18 protein-coding genes and 2 pseudogenes are annotated in these 20728 nt (G+C 62.2%); 14 read left to right on the top strand and 6 right to left on the bottom strand.

Translation table 11 applies throughout. The annotated features are described in order from the left end of the window. Nucleotides 1-7: 7 nt before the first annotated feature. From B9Z43_RS05545 to B9Z43_RS05525, 5 genes are all read left to right on the top strand, one after another. On the top strand, nt 8-352 hold the full coding sequence (locus B9Z43_RS05545; protein WP_108323537.1) for a YkvA family protein: 345 nt from the start codon (nt 8-10) through the stop codon (nt 350-352). A gap of 208 nt (nt 353-560) precedes the next feature. After that, nucleotides 561-1892: a type II toxin-antitoxin system HipA family toxin YjjJ gene (yjjJ, locus tag B9Z43_RS05540; protein ID WP_233250044.1), complete on the top strand. Its 1332-nt coding sequence runs from the start codon at nt 561-563 to the stop codon at nt 1890-1892. A 112-nt stretch (nt 1893-2004) separates the two neighbouring features. After that, on the top strand, nt 2005-3117 hold the full coding sequence (locus tag B9Z43_RS05535; RefSeq protein ID WP_233250045.1) for an efflux RND transporter periplasmic adaptor subunit: 1113 nt from the start codon (nt 2005-2007) through the stop codon (nt 3115-3117). Nucleotides 3118-3127: 10 nt separating this feature from the next. Next, nucleotides 3128-6229, top strand: a complete 3102-nt coding sequence (locus B9Z43_RS05530) for an efflux RND transporter permease subunit (protein WP_108324129.1) — start codon at nt 3128-3130, stop codon at nt 6227-6229. Next, entirely contained in the window at nt 6229-6381 is a 153-nt protein-coding gene (locus tag B9Z43_RS05525) for a hypothetical protein (RefSeq protein WP_199222255.1), read from the top strand. The genes B9Z43_RS05530 and B9Z43_RS05525 overlap by 1 nt, the downstream gene beginning before the upstream one ends. Nucleotides 6382-6436: 55 nt before the next feature. Here the strand turns inward: B9Z43_RS05525 and dapD are convergent, their stop codons facing one another. Then, entirely contained in the window at nt 6437-7414 is a 978-nt protein-coding gene (gene dapD, locus B9Z43_RS05520) for a 2,3,4,5-tetrahydropyridine-2,6-dicarboxylate N-succinyltransferase (protein WP_108323533.1), read from the bottom strand. Nucleotides 7415-7902: 488 nt separating this feature from the next. Between dapD and B9Z43_RS05515 the strand changes: the two genes are divergently transcribed. From B9Z43_RS05515 to B9Z43_RS05485, 9 genes and pseudogenes are all read left to right on the top strand, one after another. Then, nucleotides 7903-8823 carry an SDR family NAD(P)-dependent oxidoreductase gene (locus tag B9Z43_RS05515; protein WP_108323531.1) on the top strand — a complete coding sequence of 307 codons (921 nt, stop codon included), beginning with the start codon at nt 7903-7905 and terminating at the stop codon, nt 8821-8823. Continuing rightward, nucleotides 8798-9151 (top strand): annotated as a pseudogene (locus tag B9Z43_RS17355) (Zn-ribbon domain-containing OB-fold protein); the annotation flags it as partial. The gene B9Z43_RS05515 and the pseudogene B9Z43_RS17355, both read left to right, overlap by 26 nt. Nucleotides 9152-9184: 33 nt before the next feature. Then, nucleotides 9185-10447: a thiolase gene (locus tag B9Z43_RS05510; RefSeq protein ID WP_233250058.1), complete on the top strand. Its 1263-nt coding sequence runs from the start codon at nt 9185-9187 to the stop codon at nt 10445-10447. Between the two features lie 57 nt (nt 10448-10504). Next, entirely contained in the window at nt 10505-11389 is an 885-nt protein-coding gene (locus B9Z43_RS05505) for a MaoC family dehydratase N-terminal domain-containing protein (protein ID WP_108324127.1), read from the top strand. 51 nt (nt 11390-11440) lie between these two features. Next, complete coding sequence (locus tag B9Z43_RS05500) at nt 11441-12598, top strand: acyl-CoA dehydrogenase family protein (protein ID WP_108323526.1); 1158 nt, start codon at nt 11441-11443, stop codon at nt 12596-12598. Between the two features lies 1 nt (nt 12599). Further along, nucleotides 12600-13787 (top strand): CaiB/BaiF CoA-transferase family protein, encoded by a 1188-nt coding sequence (locus B9Z43_RS05495; RefSeq protein WP_108323524.1) that lies wholly within the window; start codon nt 12600-12602, stop codon nt 13785-13787. Between the two features lie 214 nt (nt 13788-14001). Continuing rightward, nucleotides 14002-15279, top strand: coding sequence for a D-alanyl-D-alanine carboxypeptidase family protein (locus B9Z43_RS05490; RefSeq protein WP_108323522.1), 1278 nt, complete (start codon nt 14002-14004; stop codon nt 15277-15279). 28 nt (nt 15280-15307) lie between these two features. Next, nucleotides 15308-15418: a LysR family transcriptional regulator gene (locus B9Z43_RS17255; RefSeq protein ID WP_146183914.1), complete on the top strand. Its 111-nt coding sequence runs from the start codon at nt 15308-15310 to the stop codon at nt 15416-15418. 8 nt (nt 15419-15426) lie between these two features. Next, nucleotides 15427-15618: pseudogene (locus tag B9Z43_RS05485) on the top strand (LysR family transcriptional regulator); the annotation flags it as partial. A 224-nt stretch (nt 15619-15842) separates the two neighbouring features. Here B9Z43_RS05485 and fahA read toward each other — a convergent pair. The 5 genes from fahA to B9Z43_RS05460 are packed head-to-tail and all read right to left on the bottom strand — an operon-like array spanning nt 15843 to nt 20669. Continuing rightward, nucleotides 15843-17159, bottom strand: coding sequence for a fumarylacetoacetase (fahA, locus tag B9Z43_RS05480; protein WP_108323520.1), 1317 nt, complete (start codon nt 17157-17159; stop codon nt 15843-15845). Nucleotides 17160-17169: 10 nt separating this feature from the next. Further along, nucleotides 17170-17709 carry a VOC family protein gene (locus B9Z43_RS05475; RefSeq protein ID WP_108323518.1) on the bottom strand — a complete coding sequence of 180 codons (540 nt, stop codon included), beginning with the start codon at nt 17707-17709 and terminating at the stop codon, nt 17170-17172. Nucleotides 17710-17755: 46 nt separating this feature from the next. Further along, nucleotides 17756-18016 (bottom strand): DUF2783 domain-containing protein, encoded by a 261-nt coding sequence (locus B9Z43_RS05470; protein WP_108323516.1) that lies wholly within the window; start codon nt 18014-18016, stop codon nt 17756-17758. 16 nt (nt 18017-18032) lie between these two features. After that, nucleotides 18033-19679: an FAD-dependent oxidoreductase gene (locus B9Z43_RS05465; protein ID WP_108323513.1), complete on the bottom strand. Its 1647-nt coding sequence runs from the start codon at nt 19677-19679 to the stop codon at nt 18033-18035. 36 nt (nt 19680-19715) lie between these two features. Then, nucleotides 19716-20669 carry an MBL fold metallo-hydrolase gene (locus tag B9Z43_RS05460; protein ID WP_108323511.1) on the bottom strand — a complete coding sequence of 318 codons (954 nt, stop codon included), beginning with the start codon at nt 20667-20669 and terminating at the stop codon, nt 19716-19718. Nucleotides 20670-20728 lie beyond the last annotated feature (59 nt).

The following is a 20728-nucleotide window of genomic DNA, read 5'->3' as shown; positions in this document are numbered from 1 at the left end:
CCCGCGCATGAGCGAAGATAAATTGCTTGAACAGGCGGCTTTTTCTGAAAAAAGCTTTTGGGACAAGCTCAAGCACTTTGCCAAGGCGGCAGGCCAAGATGTGGTCGAACGCGCCCTGTGCCTGTACTACGCCGCCCAAAAACCCGACACCCCGCTGTGGGCCAAGACCGTCATCTATGGCGCCTTGACTTACTTCATCTCGCCCATCGACGCGGTGCCCGACATCACGCCGGTGTTGGGTTATTCGGACGACCTGGGCGTGCTGGTTTCGGCCGTGTTGACGGTCGCCATGTACGTGACAGATGAGGTCAAACAGCAAGCCCGTGACAAGGTGGGCAGCTGGTTTGCCTGAGCGTTTCAACTTTGCAGGCATCGCGCATCTCGATTGATTCGATCAACCGCGTTGACTTCCGCCCTTTCTGCTGTGGTCCAACGAGTCACCTTGCCTTTAAAAACCATTCAATCATTTCTGCAAATTGGGAATTTGTAGAATAAATTCTTTGAATGACAATAACTTGGGCGTCTTGTATCATTGAAATATCTATTCAGATATCCATTCAGTGAACACCTCTGACCCCTTGATCGCAGCCTTGCGACGCTACAACGGCCATGCCAGCAGCCCCCAGCTACAGGCGCAGCTGGATGTGAGCCAACCCACCGTCTCGCGCTTGCTCGCGCCCTTGTTGGCTTCAGGGGCGGTGGTGAAGGTGGGCGCTGCCCGCGCGCAGCGATATCTGTTGCCACGCGATGTGCCGGGTGTGGGGCGGCAGGTGCTCATTCACCAGGTGCTGCCCAGTGGTGAGCTGCAAAGCTTTGGCACGATGTACCCGCTGGCCGGAGGCGGCTTCTGGATGGAAGAAGCCGACAAGGCCCATGGCCGCAGTGAGTTTCACCACAGCTTGCCTTGGTTTTTGATGGACACCCGCCCCCAGGGTTTTCTGGGGCGGGCTTTTCCACAAGCCCATGCCGAGTTGGCCTTGCCCCCGCATCTGGCGCACTGGAGCGATGACCACATCCTGCTGGCGCTGGTGCGTGCCGGTGAAGACCTGCCTGGCAACCTGTTGGTGGGTGCTACGGCCTTGGACCGTTACCTGACCTTACCGCCCAACCGCAGCGCCGCACCGGCAGTGACCGACCCTGAGCAGGACTACCCCCGTTTGGCCTTGCAATCCTTGGGCAGCGCAGCCCCTGGCTCCAGCGCGGGCGGTGAGCAACCCAAGTTTTGCGCGGTGACGGATGGCGTGCCCGTGCTGGTCAAGTTTTCGCCCGCAGGCGATGCCCCAGCCGACCAGCGCTGGCGCGATCTGCTGGTGTGCGAGGCACTGGCCCTGCACACCTTGCAAGCCGCAGGCATTGCCGCCGCGCACACCGACATCGTGCAGGCCGGTGGCCGCGTCTTTTTGCAAAGCCGCCGATTTGACCGCACGCATCAGGGCCGCGTGGGCATGGTGTCTTTGGAGATGTACGACGCGCATTACATCGGCATCGGCTCGCAATGGGCCGCCACCGCCATGCAGACCGGCCGCGCAGGGGCCGAAAGCCTGAGCGCTGCCGACATTCAGACCCTGTGCCTGCTCGACGCCTTTGGTGCCCTGATTGCCAACACCGACCGCCACCACGGCAATGTGTCGCTGCTGCTGCACCAACACCGCTGGCAACTGGCCCCCGTTTACGACATGCTGCCCATGTATTACGCCCCGGTGGCAGGCGAGGTGGTGGCGCGAGACTGGTCCAGCCAGCTGCCGCGCCCCAATGCCCATACCTTGGGCGTCTGGCCGCAAGCGCGGGCATTGGCGATGCAGTTTTGGCAACGCGCTGCGGCGGATGAGCGCATCAGCGATGCGTTTCGTGCGGTGGCACGGGTCAATGGCGACTTGACCCAAGCGCTTTGAGCCGCCTGCAAAGGCACGCTGCGGGGGCGGAATTCAGACATGGCGCCATTGCCGTCAAAAGGCTTCTTGTCCCCCGATAAACTCAATCCATTTTTGGGTCTGGGAGTCGGTCATGAAAAAATCCGCATGGATTGCTTGTTTGTTGATGGCGCACGGGTGTGCCGCCTTGGCTGCCGACGAAAAGGCCAAAGGCTCGCAGCCCGCCAAACCCAGCCTGACGGTGACGGTGGCCACGCCTCAAACGGCCAGCCTGGCTCAAAAAATCAGCGCCAACGGCAGCTTGGCCGCTTGGCAAGAAGCCATCATCGGCGCTGAGGCCAATGGCCTGAAGATCACCGAAGTGCGGGTGAATGTGGGCGACCGGGTGCAGCGCGGCGATGTGTTGGCAACTTTGCAGTCCGACACCCTGCGTGCGGAATTGGCGCAGGCCGAAGCGGCCCTCGCCGAAGCAACGGCCAGTGCGCAAGAAGCCAAAGCCCAATCTGACCGCGCCCGCAGCTTGCAGCAGCAGGGCTTTTTCAGCAACGCGCAACTGAGCCAGACCTTGGCCGCCGATGCTTCGGCGCAAGCGCGTGTGCAATCGGCCCGTGCCATGGTGCAGTTGCAAACCGTGCGCTTGTCGCAAACCCAAGTGCGTGCGCCCGATGCGGGCGTGATCTCGGCGCGGCAAGCCACCGTGGGCAGCGTGGTGGGCGCAGGCACCGAGTTGTTTCGCTTGATTCGCCAGGGCCGCATCGAGTGGCGGGCTGAAGTGACCGCCGCCGAGATTGGCCGCATCCAGGTGGGCGCGCCGGTGCAGATCAAAGCCGCCAGCGGCCAGCAGCTGCAAGGCAAGGTGCGCATGGTCGCGCCTTCGGTGGACGCGCAAACCCGCAACGCCATCGTGTATGTGGATTTGCCCGCCGTCACCGGCAGCGCCCGTGCCGGCATGTACGCCCAAGGCGAGATCGCGCTGGGCCAAAGCCAGGCGCTCACCGTGCCGCAAAGCGCCGTGGTGGTGCGCGATGGCTTCAGCTACGTTTACACCGTGGGGGCCGACCAAAAAGTCAGCCAACTCAAGGTGCAAACCGGACGCCAAAACGGTGACCGTGTGGAGGTGACCAGTGGCCTGAAAGCCGATGCCCGCGTGGTGGCCAGCGGCGGTGCATTTTTGAACCACGGCGACACGGTGCGTGTGGTCGATGCGCCTGCCGCTCAAGCTGCTCCCGCCGCCGCCACCAAATAAAAGGGACGCCATGCTCAACGTCTCTTCCTGGTCGATCCGCAACCCCATTCCTGCCGTCATGCTGTTTGTGCTGCTGACGGTGGCCGGCTTCATCGCCTTTGGGTCCATGAAAGTGCAGAACTTTCCGGATCTGGACGTGCCCACCATCAGCGTCACCGCCAGCTTGCCCGGCGCTGCGCCTTCGCAGCTCGAAACCGATGTGGCCCGCAAGCTCGAAAACGCGCTGGCCCCACTGCAGGGCTTGAAGCACATCACCACCAAAGTGCAAGACGGCGTGGTGTCAATCACCGCCGAGTTCCGCATGGAAAAGCCCACGCAAGAAGCGGTGGACGATGTGCGTTCCGCCATTCAGGGCGTGCGCGCCGACCTGCCCGGCGACCTGCGCGACCCGGTGGTGCAAAAGCTCAACTTGGCCGGCTCGCCCGTGCTGGCTTACACCGTGCGTTCTTCGCGCATGGACGACGAGGCGCTGTCGTGGTTGGTGGACAAAGACATCACCCGCAAGCTCTTGTCGCTGCGCGGCGTGGGCGCCGTCAACCGCGTGGGCGGTGTGACGCGCGAGGTGCGCGTCGCTTTGGATGTGAACCGTTTGCAGTCGCTGGGCATCACGGCGGCCGAGGTGTCGCGCCAGCTCCAGCAGGTGCAGCGTGAAGGCTCGGGCGGCCGCATGGACATTGGTGCCGGTGAGCAACCTGTGCGCACGCTGGCCACCGTCAAGACGGCGCAAGAAGTGGGTCAAATCGAGTTGTCCACCTCGCGTGGTGGGCGTGTGCGGCTGGACCAAGTGGCCACGGTGAGCGACACCCTGGCCGATGCCCGCTCGGCCGCCACCTTGGACGGTGTGCCCGTGGTGGGTTTTGAGGTGGTGCGCAGCAAAGGCGAAAGCGAAGTCGCTGTCGGCCGCTTGGTGCGCCAGGCCTTGGCCGACTACCGCTTGCAAAACCCGGACATCGAGATCACCGAATCCTTTGACTTTGTGACCCCGGTGGAAGAGGAATACAACGGCTCATTGGTGCTGCTCTACGAGGGCGCAATTTTGGCGGTGCTGGTGGTGTGGCTGTTTTTGCGCGACTGGCGGGCCACTTTTGTGTCAGCCGTGGCGCTGCCGCTGTCGGTGATCCCGGCTTTCATTGGCATGGCCTATCTGGGCTTTTCCATCAACGTGGTGACTTTGCTGGCGCTGTCTTTGGTGATTGGTGTGCTGGTGGACGACGCGATCGTGGAGGTGGAAAACATCGTGCGCCATTTGCGCATGGGCAAGTCGCCTTATCAGGCGGCGATGGAAGCGGCCGACGAGATTGGTTTGGCCGTGATCGCCACCACCTTCACCCTGATCGCGGTGTTTTTGCCCACGGCTTTCATGAGCGGCATTCCGGGCAAGTTCTTCAAGCAGTTTGGCTGGACGGCGTCGCTGGCGGTGTTCGCCTCGCTGGTGGTGGCGCGGGTGCTCACGCCCATGATGGCGGCCTACATCCTCAAGCCCATCGTCACGGCCGCGCACGAACCCGGCTGGCTCAAGCGCTACATGGTCTGGGCCACTTGGTGCATGAAGCACCGTTTGGTCACCATGGTCTTGGCCACGCTGTTTTTCATCGGCTCCATCATGCTGGTGCCTTTGTTGCCCAAGGGCTTCATTCCGCCGGACGACAACTCACAAACCCAGGTGTATGTGGAGCTGCCCCCAGGTTCGACCTTGGCGCAAACCCAGGCCAGTGCCGAACACGCCCGCATGTTGCTCATGGCGGTGAACGACGTGAAAAGCGTCTACACCACCATTGGCGGCGGCAGCGCGGGCAGTGACCCGTTTGCCGGTGGTGGCGCGGCCGAAGTGCGCAAGGCAACGCTCACCATTCAGCTGACCGAGCGTGGTCAGCGCCAACGCAAGCAGGCGATTGAAAACGACATCCGCACCGCGCTGCAGCAATTGCCCGGCGTGCGCAGCAAAGTGGGTTTGGGCGGCTCGGGCGAGAAATACGTGCTGGTGCTCACGGGCCAAGACCCGCAGGCCCTGCAAACCGTGGCCATGGCCGTCGAGCGTGACTTGCGCACCATTTCTGGTCTGGGATCGATTGCGTCCACCGCCAGCTTGGTGCGCCCCGAAATCGCGGTGCGCCCCGACTTTGCCAAAGCCGCCGATTTGGGCGTGACCAGCGCCGCCATCAGCGACACCTTGCGCGTGGCCACCTTGGGTGACTATGACGCGGCCTTGCCCAAACTCAACCTGTCCGAGCGGCAAGTGCCCATCGTCGTCAAGCTGGGCGACGAGTCCCGGCATGACCTGGCCACGCTCGAGCGGCTGATGGTGCCCGGCAGCCGTGGCCCTGTCATGCTGGGCCAGGTGGCCAGCATCGAGGTGGCGGGTGGCCCTGCGGTGATCGACCGCTACGACCGCCAGCGCAACATCAACTTCGAAATCGAACTCTCGGGCATGCCCTTGGGCGACGTGACAGCGGCGGTGCAAAAACTGCCTGCGCTGCAAAGCTTGCCGCCGGGTGTGAAGGTGGTGGAGGTGGGCGACGCCGAAGTCATGGGCGAACTGTTTGCCAGCTTCGGCTTGGCCATGCTGATTGGCGTGATGTGCATCTACATCGTGCTGGTGTTGTTGTTCAAAGGCTTCTTGCACCCGATCACCATTTTGGCGGCGCTGCCGCTGTCTTTGGGTGGCGCGTTTGTGGGCTTGTTGATTGCGCAAAAGAACTTCTCGATGCCCTCGCTTATTGGCCTGATCATGCTCATGGGCATCGCCACCAAAAACTCGATCTTGTTGGTCGAATACGCCATCGAAGCGCGGCGCGGCAAACCCGCCGAGGGCGACCATCCTGCCGTGCCACCCATGAGCCGTTGGGACGCGATCTTGGACGCTTGCCACAAGCGCGCCCGGCCGATTGTCATGACGACGATTGCCATGGGCGCGGGCATGCTGCCCATTGCCATGGGCTGGGGCGCGGCCGACGCGAGCTTCCGCTCGCCCATGGCCATTGCCGTGATCGGCGGCTTGCTCACCAGCACGGTGCTCAGCTTGCTGGTCATCCCGGTGGTGTTCACCTACCTCGATGATTTGGGGCAGTGGTCGGGGCGGCTGTGGGGGCGTTTGACGCGGCGGCCGAGGTGATGCGGGAAATCGCTGACTTCGCCCAAAGCCTGGACCGTGCCCGTAAGAATGGGCAAAAAATGGGGCGCAGCGAGAAGTGGATTCAGCAGCGCATGACCGGGCAAGCGGCGCGCAACAAGCTCACCGATGATTGGCAGACGCGCCAAACATAAAAAACGGCGTGCCGCTCACGCGTGCACGCCGTTGTCTTTAGACAAGAATCAAAAATCAGTTCTTGTGCAGCTCAGCGTTCAGCTCGCCCCAGCTCTTGTTGCGTGGAATGGCATGCAGCGCGCCCGACTGTGAATCGCGGCGGAACAGGATGCCGTTTTTGCCGGACAGTTCTTTGGCTTTCATCAGGCTGCCGTCGGGCAGCTGCACGCGGCTGCCGCCGGTGATGTAGCAGCCCGCTTCGACCACGCAGTCGTCGCCCAGCGAGATGCCGATGCCGGCGTTCGCGCCCAGCAGGCAGCGCTTGCCGACCTTGATGACTTCTTTGCCGCCACCCGACAGCGTGCCCATGATGGACGCGCCGCCGCCGATGTCGCTGGCGTCATCGACCACCACGCCTGCGCTGATGCGGCCTTCAACCATGCTGGCGCCCAAGGTGCCCGCGTTGAAGTTGCAAAAGCCTTCGTGCATGACGGTGGTGCCGCTGGCCAGGTGCGCGCCCAGGCGCACGCGGTCGGCGTTGGCGATGCGCACGCCCGACGGGATCACGTAGTCGGTCATCTGCGGGAACTTGTCCACGCCTTTGACTTCCAGCACGCGGCCGCTGGCGCGGGCTTTCATGCGGGCGGCGGGTACATCGGCCACGGCGCAAGGGCCGAAGTTGGTCCAGGCCACATTGGCCAGCAGGCCAAAGATGCCGGTCATATTCGCGCCGTGTGGCTGAACCAAGCGGTGGCTCAGCAGGTGCAGGCGCAGGTACGCGTCGTGGGTGTCGGCGGGCGCGTCGGCCAGGCTTTTGATTTCGGTGCGCACAGCCACCACGGTGGTGCCACGCACAGCGCAGGCACTCAGGGCCTTGGCCACGTCAGCGCCCAGGGCGGCGACGGCCTCGGCTTCGGTCAGGCGGGTGCTGCCGCTGGCGGCAACGCCTTCGGCCAGTTCGGGGGCTGGGAACCAGGTGTCCAGCACGGTGCCGTCAGCGGCCAAGGTGGCCAGGCCCGTGGCGCGTGCGCCGGTGGTTTGGAAAGTGCTCATGTTCTTCTCCGTAAATGGTCAAGCCACCTTGGTGGCTGTAGCTGAAAAATCAAAACCTCGATTATCTGCGAGATACCCAATAGCCCGGACTGGGAGGCATGTTCGCTGCTGGTTTGAGTCAGTGCCCCGAGTTGTTTACAGCTCATGCCAATGAGGCCTCGATCGATCACATCAGAGCCAGACCTGGGTTCGACTTGGGCGTGTCGCCTGCACGCTTGCAGCTGGCTGCAGAACAGGACACGATGTATTTGATGCGCTCAGCATTTAGCGATTGATGTTGATGAAACAGTGAAAGGACAGAGGCGCGACTGCTGACAAGGTCACACAGACGCATTCAAACACCCGCAATCCCAGAGTTCGGCAATCCGAAAGACCCGCTTCAGCATTTGAAGATTGTTCAGAATCACTGAACGCCGCAAGATACATCAACCCCCAGTGGGGTGACGCTGGCCCGCCAGACGTTCGCCCCACGACCTGAAGGAGAAAAAATGAGCAAAGCCCGATTGGTAGAAGACAAAGTCGTCGTGGTCACCGGCGCTGGCGGCGGCATTGGCCGCGACATCGCGTTGGCCATGGCACGCGAAGGCGCCAAAGTGGTGGTCAATGACATCGGCGCGTCCGTGTCGGGCGAAGGCCAGGACGCAGGCCCCGCGCAAAAAGTCGTGGACGAAATCAAAGCCATGGGCGGCCAAGCCGCGGCCAACACCGACAGCGTGTCCGACGCCGCAGGCGCAGCCCGCATCATCCAGACGGCCATCGACAGCTTTGGCCGCATCGACGTGGTGGTCAACAACGCGGGCATCTTGCGTGACCGCTTCTTCCACAAGATGAGCATGGACGAGTGGGACGCGGTGCTCAAGGTGCACCTGTATGGCGCGTTTTACGTCAGCCGCGCCGCAGCCACGCACTTCAAGGAACAAGAAAGCGGCAACTACATCCACATGACGTCGACCTCGGGCTTGGTGGGCAACTTTGGTCAGGCCAACTACTCGGCGGCCAAGCTGGGTGTGACCGCGCTGTCCAAGTCGATCGCGCTTGACATGCAAAAGTTCAAGGTGCGCTCGAACTGCATTTCGCCCTTTGCCTGGAGCCGCATGATCGGCTCGATCCCGACCGAGACACCCGAAGAGCAGGCCCGCGTGGAACGCATCAAGCAGATGACGCCCGCCAAGATAGCGCCCATGGCCGTGGCCCTGGCCAGTGACGCCTCGGCCCATGTGAACGGCCAGGTCTTTGCCGTGCGCAACAACGAAATCTTCTTGATGAGCCAGCCGCGCCCCATCCGCTCGGTGCATCGCAGCGAGGGTTGGACGCCGCAGTCGGTGCTGGACCAAGCCATGCCCGCGCTCAAGTCGAGCTTCTTTGACTTGGAGCGTTCGGGCGATGTGTTCAGCTGGGACCCGATCTGAGGAAAACACGATGAGCGACAACTCAAAAGGGGTGCTCGCGCAGCACCAAGCCGCCCTCGATGAAGGCCGCTTCATGGTCCAGCAGTGCAAGGGCTGTGACCAACACATTTACTTCCCGCGTGAGGTCTGCCCGCATTGCGGCAGCGACGACCTCGCGCTGGTGGCCCCCACGGGTTTGGGCACGGTGTATTCCGTGACCACTGTGCGCCGCAAGCCCGACGCGGGTGGCGACTACAACGTTTGCCTGATTGACCTGGACGAAGGCGTGCGCCTGATGAGCCGCGTGGACATGGACCCTGTCGACGCCGTGCAGGTGGGTCAGCGTGTGCAGGCCCGTGTGGTGGTCGACAAGGGCCAAGGCATGGTGGTGTTTGACCCGGTCAGCACAGCGGCAACAGTGGCCAAGCCCGTGCCCCGTGGCCCGGCCGCTTCGGCAGCCGTGCACACCTCGTCGGGCCTGAAAGCCTTGCGCGGCAGCGCCGCCATTGCGGGCGTGGCCACCTTTGGTTGTGGCGAAGCCACGGGTTTTACCGAGATGGAAGTGCTGGCCCGCGCTGCGCGCACAGCCGTGGCCGATGCTGGCCTGAAGATGAGCGACATTGACGGCCTGTGCACCGCCAGCGTGCTGTCCACCATGTGGCCCATGCCCGTGACCGAGTATTTGGGCATCAACCCCCGTTACATCAACGGCACCATGCTGGGCGGCTCCAGCTTTGTGGCGCACATCTTGCCAGCCATGATGGCTTTGCAGTCGGGCCAGTGCAACGCGGTGCTGGTCTGCTACGGCAGCACGCAGCGCACCTCCACCTTTGGCCGCGCCGAGATCGCGCAGGCGCGCCGCGTGATGGACCCGCAGCCTTACGAAACCCCCTACGCCCCGATGCAGCCGCTGAGCGCCTATGCGTTGGCCACGCGCAGGCACATGCACCAGTACGGTACCACCCGCCGCCAGCTGGCCGAAGTGGCCGTGGCCGCCCGCGCCTGGGCGCAGCGCAACCCCGAAGCCTTCATGCGCGATCCGCTGTCGATTGACGAGGTGCTCAAGGCCCGCATGGTGTCCGACCCCTTGTCGGTGCGCGACTGCTGCCTAGTGACCGACGGCGGCGGCGCCTTTGTGCTGGTGCGTGCCGACCGTGCGCGTGACTTGCCAAAGAAACCTGTTTACGTGCTGGGCAACGCCACCGCCAACTGGAACCGTCAGGTCTCGTCCATGCACGACCTCACCGTCACGGCCGCCAGCCAGTCCGGCCGCGAGGCCTTTGCCATGGCGGGCATGAAGCCCGCCGACATGGGCGTGGTGCAGCTGTACGACGCGTTCACCATCAACACCTTGCTGTTTCTGGAAGACCTGGGCTTTTGCAAAAAAGGCGAAGCCGGTGCCTTTGTGGAAGGCGGCGGCATCGCGCCCGGTGGCCACCTGCCGGTCAACACCAACGGCGGCGGCTTGTCGTGCACGCACCCGGGCATGTACGGCATCTTCACCGTGATCGAAGCCGTGCGCCAGTTGCGCGGCGAGGGCGGCGAGCGCCAAGTGCCCGGCGTGCAGACCGCGCTGGCCCACGGCAACGGCGGCACGCTGTCGAGCCAGTCGACTGCCATCCTGGGCACTTTTGAAACTTTGTAGATGCACCACAGGGACACGTCAACCCACCGCCCCTCTGATCTCGGCAAAGATACCGCCATGAACACAACACCCACCAACCTTGATGCCGCCCAGGTTGCGCACTTGCGTAGCTGGGAAGGCCGCAGCGAAACGCTCGACGACGACATCAGCGCCGCCCCCTTGCGCGGTCAAAGTGCGCTGCTCGACCGTGACGATGCTCGCCAAGCCGCTGGCAGCGAAGTGCCGCCCTTGTGGCACTGGCTGTACTTTTTGCCGCAGGCCCCACAAAGCCAGATCGGGCCAGACGGCCACCCCTTGCGCGGTGGCTTTTTGCCGCCCGTGCCGCTGCCGCGTCGCATGTGGGCCGGGGGCCGCTTGCAGTGGCAAACCCATAACCCCTTGCGTGTAGGTGACGCCGCACAAAAGCATTCGCGCATCGCTTCGGTCAAACACAAGGCTGGCCGCACGGGCGACTTGTTGTTTGTCGAAGTCGAACACACTTTCAGCAACGCCCAAGGCCTGTGCCTGACCGAAACGCACGACATCGTGTACCGCGCCGCCGCAGTGCCCGGTGCACCCGAAGTGCCACCCACTGCGGCCGAAACCGGCGCGCCCTGGCAGCGCGAGTTTGTGCCCGATCCGGTGTCGCTGTTTCGCTATTCGGCGCTCACCTTCAATGGCCACCGCATCCACTACGACCGCAGCTACGTCACGCAAGAAGAAGGCTACCCCGGCCTCATCGTGCACGGCCCGTTGATCGCGACCTTGCTGGTGGACCTGGTGCGTCGCCAAATGCCCGATGCCCGCGTGGCCTCGTTCAAGTTCCGCGCCGTGCGCCCCACGTTTGATCTGCACCCCTTTCACCTGAACGGCCGGCCGTCAACTGATGGCAAAACCATTGACCTTTGGGCCTGCGACCACGAAGGCTGGCTCACCATGCAGGCGCAAGCCACCCTGGCCTGACATTGCGCTGCATGTTCATCCTTTTTTGACCCATTCATTCCCACCACCACCATGCACGCACCCGACCTATACCAGGACATCCGCGACGCCGTGCGCGACCTCTGCGCCCAGTTTCCTGACGAGTACCACCGCAAGATCGACGAAAAACGCGCTTACCCCGAAGAATTCGTTGACGCGCTCACCAAAGCCGGCTGGATGGCCGCGCTGATCCCGCAGCAATACGGCGGCTCGGGCTTGAGCATGTCCGAGGCCTCGGTCATCATGGAAGAGATCAACCGCTCAGGCGGCAACTCGGGCGCTTGCCACGGCCAGATGTACGTGATGAATTCCATCGTGCGCAGCGGCTCCGAATCCCAAAAAAACACGCTCTTGCCCAAGATCGCCACGGGCGAGTTGCGCATCCAGTCCATGGGCGTGACCGAGCCCACCACGGGCAGCGACACCACCAAACTCAAAACCACCGCCGTCAAAAAAGACGGCCGCTGGGTCATCAACGGCCAAAAGGTCTGGATCTCGCGCATCCAGCACAGCGACCTGATGATTTTGTTGGCGCGCACCACGCCCGCTGACCAGGTCACCAAGCGCTCCGAAGGTCTGTCGTGTTTCCTGATCGACCTCAAGCAAGCGATCGGCAACGGCCTCACCGTGCGCCCGATCCTGAACATGGTCAACCACGAAACCAACGAGCTGTTTTTTGACAACCTCGAAATCCCCGAAGACGCGCTGCTGGGCGAAGAAGGCAAAGGCTTCAAAACCCTGCTCGACGGCCTGAATGCCGAGCGCACGCTGATCGCCGCCGAGTGCATTGGCGACGGCTATTGGTTCATCGAACGCGCCCGCAAATACGCGGGTGAGCGTGTGGTGTTTGGCCGCCCGATTGGCCAAAACCAGGGCGTGCAGTTCCCCATTGCCGATGCGTTCATTGAACTGGAAGCGGCCAACCTGATGCGCTGGAAAGCCTGCGAGAAAATCGACGCCATGCAAAACGCCGGGGCCGAGGCCAACATGGCCAAGTACCTCGCAGCCAAGGCCAGCTGGGAAGCGGCCAACGTCTGCCTGCAAACCCACGGCGGTTTTGGCTTTGCGTGCGAATACGACATCGAACGCAAGTTCCGCGAGACGCGCCTGTACCAAGTCGCCCCGATCTCGACCAACATGATCTTCAGCTACGTGGCCGAGCACATCCTCGGGCTGCCTCGCTCTTTCTGACATGAGCGCGCCAAGACCTCTGGACGGCATCACCGTCGTCTCACTCGAACACGCGATTGCAGCGCCGTTTTGCACGCGCCAGCTGGCCGACTTGGGCGCACGCGTCATCAAGGTTGAACGCCCCGGCGCGGGCGACTTTGCGCGGGCTTATGACACGCGGGTGCGCGGCCAGGCCTCGCACTTTGTGTGGACCAACCGCTCCAAAGAAAGCCTGACGCTCGACCTGAAAAACCCCGACGCCATGGCCGTGCTGCGCGAGCTGCTCCAAGACGCCGACGTGCTGGTGCAAAACCTCGCACCGGGCGCCGCTGCCCGCATGGGCCTGTCGTTTGAAGCGCTCAGCGCCACGCACCCCCGGCTCATCGTTTGCGACATTTCGGGTTATGGCGAAGACGGCCCCTACCGCGACAAGAAAGCCTATGACCTCTTGATCCAGAGCGAAGCGGGTTTGTTGTCGATCACCGGCACGCCCGAAGCCCCGTCCAAGGCGGGCAACTCGATGGCCGACATCGCGGCCGGCATGTACGCCTACACCAACATCCTGTCGGCCCTGCTCTTGCGCGGCAAGACGGGGCAGGGCAGCCACATCGACGTGTCCATGCTCGAAGCGCTGGGTGAATGGATGGGTTACCCGCTGTACTACGCCTATGAAGGCGCGGCGCCGCCACCGCGCACGGCCGCATCACACGCCAGCATCTACCCCTATGGCCCCTTTGCGGCGGGCGACGGCGGCACGGTGATGCTGGGCTTGCAAAACGAGCGCGAGTGGAAAGTGTTTTGCGAAGTGGTGCTGGGCGATGTGGCGCTGGCCACCGATGCGCGTTTTCACACCAACGCCTTGCGCAACGCCAACCGTGCCGAGCTGCAGCAACTGATTTTGGGCGTGTTCGCGGCCATGAACACCGCCGAAGTCGAAGCACGCTTGGACCAGGCGCAAATCGCCAACGCCCGCATGAACGACATGGCCGGTGTTTGGGCGCACCCGCAGCTCCAGGCCCGCCAACGCTGGCAACAAGTGGGTTCACCCGCTGGTGACATTCCGGCCCTGCTGCCACCCGGGCGCAACAACCGCTACGACTACCGCATGGACCCCGTGCCCGCCGTGGGCGAACACACCGAAGCCATCTTGCGCGAGCTGGGCCTGGACGACGCGGCGGTGCAAGCCTTGCGTGACAGCCAAGCGATTTGAGACAGAACACAAGGAGACAGCATGACATCCCACACCGCCCAACTCGCCGCCTCGCATGTGGACGGCAAGATGGTTGACCCGCCGGTGCTGCTGTTGGCGCGGCAGATGCTCCAGACCCCTCGCGCTTCGCTCGCTTGAGGCCTTAGCCCTGGTGCTGTGGGGCGAGGGATGTGCATTCTGATCGGCGACAATCAGAGCTCTGCCCATTCAAGTCATGCACACCAAGACCTCCCCCCTCCTTCCCCTGATCCTCGCCATCGCCGCAGGCGCTCTGGCGCCCAGCTCGGTGGCCTTTGCCGCCAAAAACGCCACAGGCAAACACGCGGCCAGCAAAGCCGCTGTGCCCAAGAAGGCTGCGTCCGGCAAAAAATCTGCCGCCGCCGCGAACGCGCTGCCGCCACTGGCAGCGCAAGTCGCACTGGCCGACAACGCCCCCGCTCTGCCCGCCAAGGCTTGGTTGCTGATGGACTACGACTCCGGCCAGGTGCTGGCCGCGGCCAATGCCGACGAAGCCCTGCCGCCTGCGTCGCTCACCAAGATGATGACCAGCTACATCGTCGAGCAGGCGCTGCGCTCGGGCAAGCTCAAGACCACCGATTTGGTCTCTGTCAGTGAAAACGCCTGGTGCCGTGGCACCAGTGCCGAGTCGTGCATGTATTTGCCCCTCAACAGCCAGGCCACCGTCATTGACCTGCTGCGCGGCATCATCGTGCAGTCGGGCAACGACGCGTCCAAGGCGATCGCCGAGCACATGGCCGGTTCCGAAGCGGGCTTTGCCAAACTGATGAACGCCGAAGCCCAGCGCTTGGGCATGACGAAGACCACCTTCGTCAACCCCACGGGCTTGCCCGACCCTGGGCACAAATCTTCGGCGACTGACCTCGCCATCCTGGCGCGCGCCATCATCAAGGACGGCTCCGAGTACTACCCCATCTACGCCGAGCGCGAGTTCAAGTACAACGGCATCAAGCAAGGCAACCGCAACGCCTTGCTTTACACCGACCCCACCGTGGACGGCCTCAAAACCGGTCACACCGCCGAGGCGGGCTACTGCCTGGTCACCTCGGCCAAGCGCAACGACATGCGTTTGATCACGGTCATTCTCAACACCCACAGCCCGCAGGCGCGTGCCGATCAGTCACGCGAACTGCTCGGCTGGGGCTACAGCCAGTTTGAGAAAGCCACACCCATCCAGCCAAGCGCTGTGGTCACCACCGCCAAGGTCAGCTTTGGCAAGGCCGACACGGTTGCCGCTGTGCTGGCCGCACCGTGGATGCTGACGGTGCCGCGTGGCCAGCAAGTGCAGACCACGTTCGAGCTCAAGCCCGGCCTGGAAGCGCCGATTGCCAAAGGCGCTGTGATCGGCAAAGTGATCGCGACGTCGAACGGCAAGCTTGTGGGCGAAGCCCCGCTGGTGGCGCAAGCCGAAGTGGAACGCTCGGGCTGGTTGCTGCGCGCATGGCAGCATCTGCTCCAGCTGTTCGGCAAGTGATGTTCGGCAGGTCAACCAGCGACTGCCCATGTCTGTGCACTTTGACCTGGTTGACCTGCGCCTGATGGTGCGGGTGGCCGAAGCCAACAGCCTCACCAAAGGGGCCGAGGCTTCGCACATCTCGCGGCCTGCCGCATGATCTAAGCGGGCGTGGGCGTGCTGCCCGAATCGGCCGCCCGCCGCCACGCCCGCAGCATGGCCATCCGCCTGGTGCCCCTGTCTGATGCGTGGGCGATTCGCTCCATGCAAATTTGCGTGCGCAGCCTGGACGAGCTGCCCAACTTTGCGTGGGACTTGATTGATTTGTTGTCAGAGGATGCGCGCTTGGCGATGGCTTGAGTGCTGGCCTTTTGTTTGGACAAGTTTGATCGAGGGCATGTCCGCAAACGGCCAAAAGCGGTCATCGATTCTTCAAATTTAAAGGGCAGGTTACGCTTGGAATCAGTCGGCATCATCGGTGTGATGCTTGCTGCATGGCGGGCGGTTTCCGCTTAGCAGTAATTTTTATTCTTCCTCGGGTTACCGCTCCTAATTGTTCTTGCAAACATACGCCCATCAGCGCACTAGGCCTTGGCAGGTAGCACAGTACCCAAGCACTCGCCAAAGCCAATGCGCGCTGCGCCCGCTTTTTCGCACCAACCGCGCAGCACCACGCTGTCACCGTCTTCCAGCCAGGTGCGCTGCTCGCCATTGGGCAGCGCGATCGGATTTTTGCCACCAGTGGTCAATTCGATCAACGCACCGGCTTGGTCCAGCGTGGGGCCCGACAGCGTGCCGCTGCCCAGCAGGTCACCCGGTTGCAGGTTGCAGCCGTTCACGGTGTGGTGCGTGAGCATTTGCGCCACCGTCCAATACGCGTGGCGGTAGCTGGTGCGGCAGATGCTGGCGTCGGCCTGGCCGGCGGCGCGCATCGTGGCCGTTTGCAGGCTCACTTGCAGCTGGATATCGAACGCGCCGCCGCTGCGGTTGGCAGGTGAGTTCAGATAGGCCATGGGCTGCGGGTCACCTTCGGCCCGGGTGAAGGCCGTGCGGTAAGGGGCCAGCGCTTCGAGCGTCACCACCCAGGGCGAGACCGTGGTTGCAAAGTTCTTGGCCAGGAAGGGGCCTAGAGGTTGGTATTCCCAACCCTGAATGTCGCGGGCCGACCAGTCGTTGAGCAGGCAGATGCCAAACACATGGTCTTCGGCTTCTGTGATCGGCACGGACTCGCCCAAGGCGTTGCCGCTGCCCACAAAGATGCCCAGCTCCAGCTCAATGTCCAGCCGCTTGCAGGGGCCGAACGACGGCTCGGTCGCGCCGGGCGGCATGGTCTGGCCCACCGGGCGGCGGAACTGCTGGCCCGATACGCCAATGCTGGACGCACGGCCGTGGTAGCCGATCGGCACCCATTTGTAGTTGGGCAGCAGCGGGTTGTCGGGGCGGAATTGCTTGCCGATGTTGGTGGCGTGGTGCACCGAGGTGTAGAAGTCGGTGTAGTCGCCGATGCGGGCGGGCACGTCGTATTCGGCCTCGGCTTGTGGTACCAGGCATGCCTGCAGCGCAGCTTGATCGGCAGAGCCTTCACGCAGCGCACGCGACAGGGCCAGGCGCAACGCGCTCCAGGCCTTGGTGCCCAGCGCCATCAGCGCGTTGAGCTTGTCTTGTGCGCCCGCTTGCGCGGCAGCAGCAGCTTCGCCTGTCAGCACGCCTGATTGGGCAACAGCAGCCAGATCCAGTATCTGGTCGCCAATGGCCACACCGCCACGGAAGGCTTCTGCAGAGCCCTTGCGGCGGAACACCGCGAACGGCAGGTTCTGGATGGGGAAGTCGGTGCCAGCCGTGTTGGCCGAGGGGACCCAGCTTGTGAGTGCCGAGTTGTGGGTTTCGTTGAGCATGGTCATCGAGCGGCTTTCAGGCGGACATGCTGCCGTCGTGCATCCAGGCGGCGTGTTTGGGCGCGCGCTTGGTTTGGCTCCATTCTTCGAGCATGTCCCACTTCACTTCGTCGAGTTTCTTCATCATCTCGGGTGTACCGCAGTCGGCGGCCAGCTCCAGGCGGTGGCCGCTCGGGTCAAAGAAATAGATGCTCTTGAAGATGGTGTGGTCGACCGGGCCGAGAACCTCGACACCGCCCGCCACCAGCTTGTCCTTGGCGGCCAGCAATGTTTCCATCGAGTCGACTTTCAGCGCCAGGTGCTGCACCCAAGCGGGGGTGTTTTCGTCGCGGCCCATCTCGGGCTGGCTGGGCAGCTCAAAGAAAGCCAGTATGTTGCCGTGGCCTGCATCCAGAAAGACGTGCATGTAGGGGTCTGGCGCTTTGGTGGATGGCACTTCGTTTTCGGCGATCGCCAGCACGAATTTCATGTCCAGGTGCTTTTGATACCACTGAACGGTTTCTTTAGCGTCTTTGCAGCGGTAAGCGACGTGGTGGATTTTTTGTATGAGTGACATATTGCCTTTCTGTTTGGCGTCAATGCGAGACGTGTCAATCACCGCTTCATGCGGGAGTATGCGAGGGGGCAACGGGCGCGATCGCTGTGCGTCCGGCCAGGGATACGGATTCGGCAGCAGCTGGCTTACCGCGGGCAAGGCCTAACGCCTCCTGGAGCACTCCGAGGTCACCGATGTGGTTGGAAAGCAGGAGTACCAGGCGTGCATTCATTGCATGGCTCTCCTCCGTCTCCAAACCTTGATGGGCTGTGATGAGCGCCTCGTAATAGTCATCGTAAGAGGCCATGTTCGGTTGGGTATTCAGCATGTTGTCTCTTTGAGGATCAAATTTGGGTACAAGTGGTTTTTGCCAATGCGGCGCGCACAGCCTCTTCATTAGGCTTGCGCCATCGACCGCTTACATGCTGATCCGGTCGTATCAGGTAAGCCGTGCCAGGAGTGGCATCTAACCTTTGAGCCAGTAAGCCCTGGGTATCAAGCAGGTCCATGCCAATCCGCAATACGGTTACGTTAGACAGGCTGGGAGCCCAGGAAGGCGCATCGCCAAATACCAGCAAGGTGAACTCTGGTCCCAGTGAACGCAGCAGCCATGTATCCCGGCTCGCGCGCTGCACTGGTGCATCGGTCAGGGGTGCTCCCGGGACCATGCGTCCCTTGAAGGCGTCCACGTCAGGTGTGTTCAGTGAGGTCTCATGAAGCGTAGCAGGTACCGACAGTCGGCCGCTGTTGACAATGCGGCGTGCAAACTCATGGTCACGTGCCAGTCCCAGCACCTGATCGCGGAACATACGACTGATCTCGCTTTTGGGCGTGATGAAATCGGTGGCGCGCGTAGAGTTGAGGATATTTTCGTCGGCCGCGTATTCACGCTCCGTTCCGTAGCTGTTGAGCAACTCCACACCGGCACGCCCTTTGAGAACCCAGTCCAGCTTCCAGGCCAGGTTGTCGGCGTCTTGCACGCCGCTGTTGGCGCCGCGAGCTCCGAAGGGTGATACACCGTGTGCTGCGTCTCCCGCAAAAATCACTCGGCCGTGTACGAATTTGTCCATGCGAAGGCAGGCAAAGGTGTAGACACTGGCCCATTCCAGTGTGAATTCCACGTCCTTGCCCAGCATGGCCTGCACCCGGGGCATGATGTTCTCGGGTTTTTTCTCTTCTTCCGGATCGGCATCCCAGCCCAGCTGGAAGTCGATACGCCAAACGTTGTCAGGTTCGCGGTGCAACAGCACGCTCTGGTTTCGATGGAAGGGGGGATCAAACCAGAACCAGCGCTCGGTGGGGAAGTCCGCCTTCATCTTGACGTCAGCAATCAGGAATCGGTCCTGGAAGATGCGGCCCTTGCTGTCCAGGCCCATCATGTTGCGTACAGGCGAGCGACCGCCATCACAGGCGATGACCCAACTGGCATCTATCTGGTAACTTCCTTCGGGCGTATCCAGCGTCAGTAAGGCTCCATCGTCCCGAGTTTGCAAAGCTGTAAGGTTATTTTTCCAGCGGATTTCGATGTTGGGGAGCTGCAGTGCACGCTCGACCAGATACGCCTCACAGTAGTACTGCTGCAAATTGATGAAGGCCGGACGCTCATGGGCCGATTCTGGTAGCAGGTTGAACTGGTAGACCTGCTCGTCGCGCAAAAAGACCTTGCCCACGTTCCAGGACACACCCTTGTCCACCATGGAATCACCCACGCCAAGACGGTCCCAAATTTCAAGTGTGCGCTTGGCAAAACACAGCGCACGCGAGCCGAAGGAGAGCCTGTCGTCGTTGTCCACAACCAGTACGGGCTGGCCACGCTGTGCGAGGTCGATGGCCGCTGAAAGGCCGACCGGTCCTGCCCCCACGATCACTATGGGGTGACGGGCCGGTTGCGCCGCATCTTGGTCGGGCGAACGCACATAAGGGAACTGTATGGCTTGCACCTGCTCACCGGTGCCGCGCAATTCATGAAGGGGAAGGTCGTCGAGTTTCATTAGGATTCCTGATGAGTAAATGAATACGCCTGCTCCTCAGCCTTCCAGCGTTTGCCACATTTGCTGGTCACGTTCGGCAGTCCAGATTCGAGGGTCGGGGTATTGCGTAGCCTCGTCGTAGGCGCGGGTGACGTCAAAAGGCATGCAGTGGTTGAAGATCACCCAGCTGCCGTACTTGGGCTGAAGCTTGGCAAAGGTTTCCTCATAGACTTTGCGCAGGTCACGGCCTGCGTCGGCCCCAGCCTTGACACTATTCCACACGTCACTAATGAAGTCGCGCGTGCACTCAAGGCCCGCCTTGACTTGCAGCTCACCCAGCAATGCAGGGCCACGCCCAGGTACCAACGCACGTGGTTTGAGTGCAGCGATGTTGTCCAGAGTTTGTGGCCAGTCCTGAAAGTAGGCGTCACCGGCATAAGGCGTGGCGTCAAATTCAACCAGATCCCCCGAAAGAAGTGTCTTCTCACTCGGCAGCCAAACTACGGTGTCGCCTTTGGTGTGGCCACGGCCCAATTGCAACAACTGCACTTCAAGCTTGCCTAGCCACAGGGTCATCTTGCCGTTGAATGTCATGGTCGGCCAAGTCAGTCCCGTAGGAACTGTTTCTACGTTTTGAAATAGGCGAGGGAAGCGCCCAATTTCACTGGCTTTGTCCTGCTCTCCCCGCTCGACGATTAGGTCGTAGGTGTCCTGACTGGCCAGAATTTGTTGAGGTTGGTATGCGCTGGCGCCTAGAACGCGCACGGCGTGGTAATGCGTGAGTACGACGTATTTGATGGGCTTATCGGTGACCTCGCGGATTCGACGGATGACGTCTGCTGCCATGGCTGGGGTGGCCTGGGTGTCGGCGACCAGAACGGCGTCGTCGCCAATGATGATTCCAGTATTGGGGTCTCCCTCTGCGGTGTAAGCCCAGGCGTGTTCAGAGATCTGGCTAAAGGTGACCTTTTTCTCTTCGAGGTCGGCTGCGGATGCGAATGTCTTGGTCATGGTGTCTAAATCTTATATTTGCAAATAGCGAATCTATTTGTCATTGATGAATATACTGA

Source organism: Limnohabitans sp. MMS-10A-192, assembly GCF_003063335.1.
Lineage (GTDB): Bacteria > Pseudomonadota > Gammaproteobacteria > Burkholderiales > Burkholderiaceae_C > Limnohabitans_A.
Note: the sequence above shows the minus strand (reverse complement) of the source record. Positions and strands in the feature narration are given on the sequence as shown.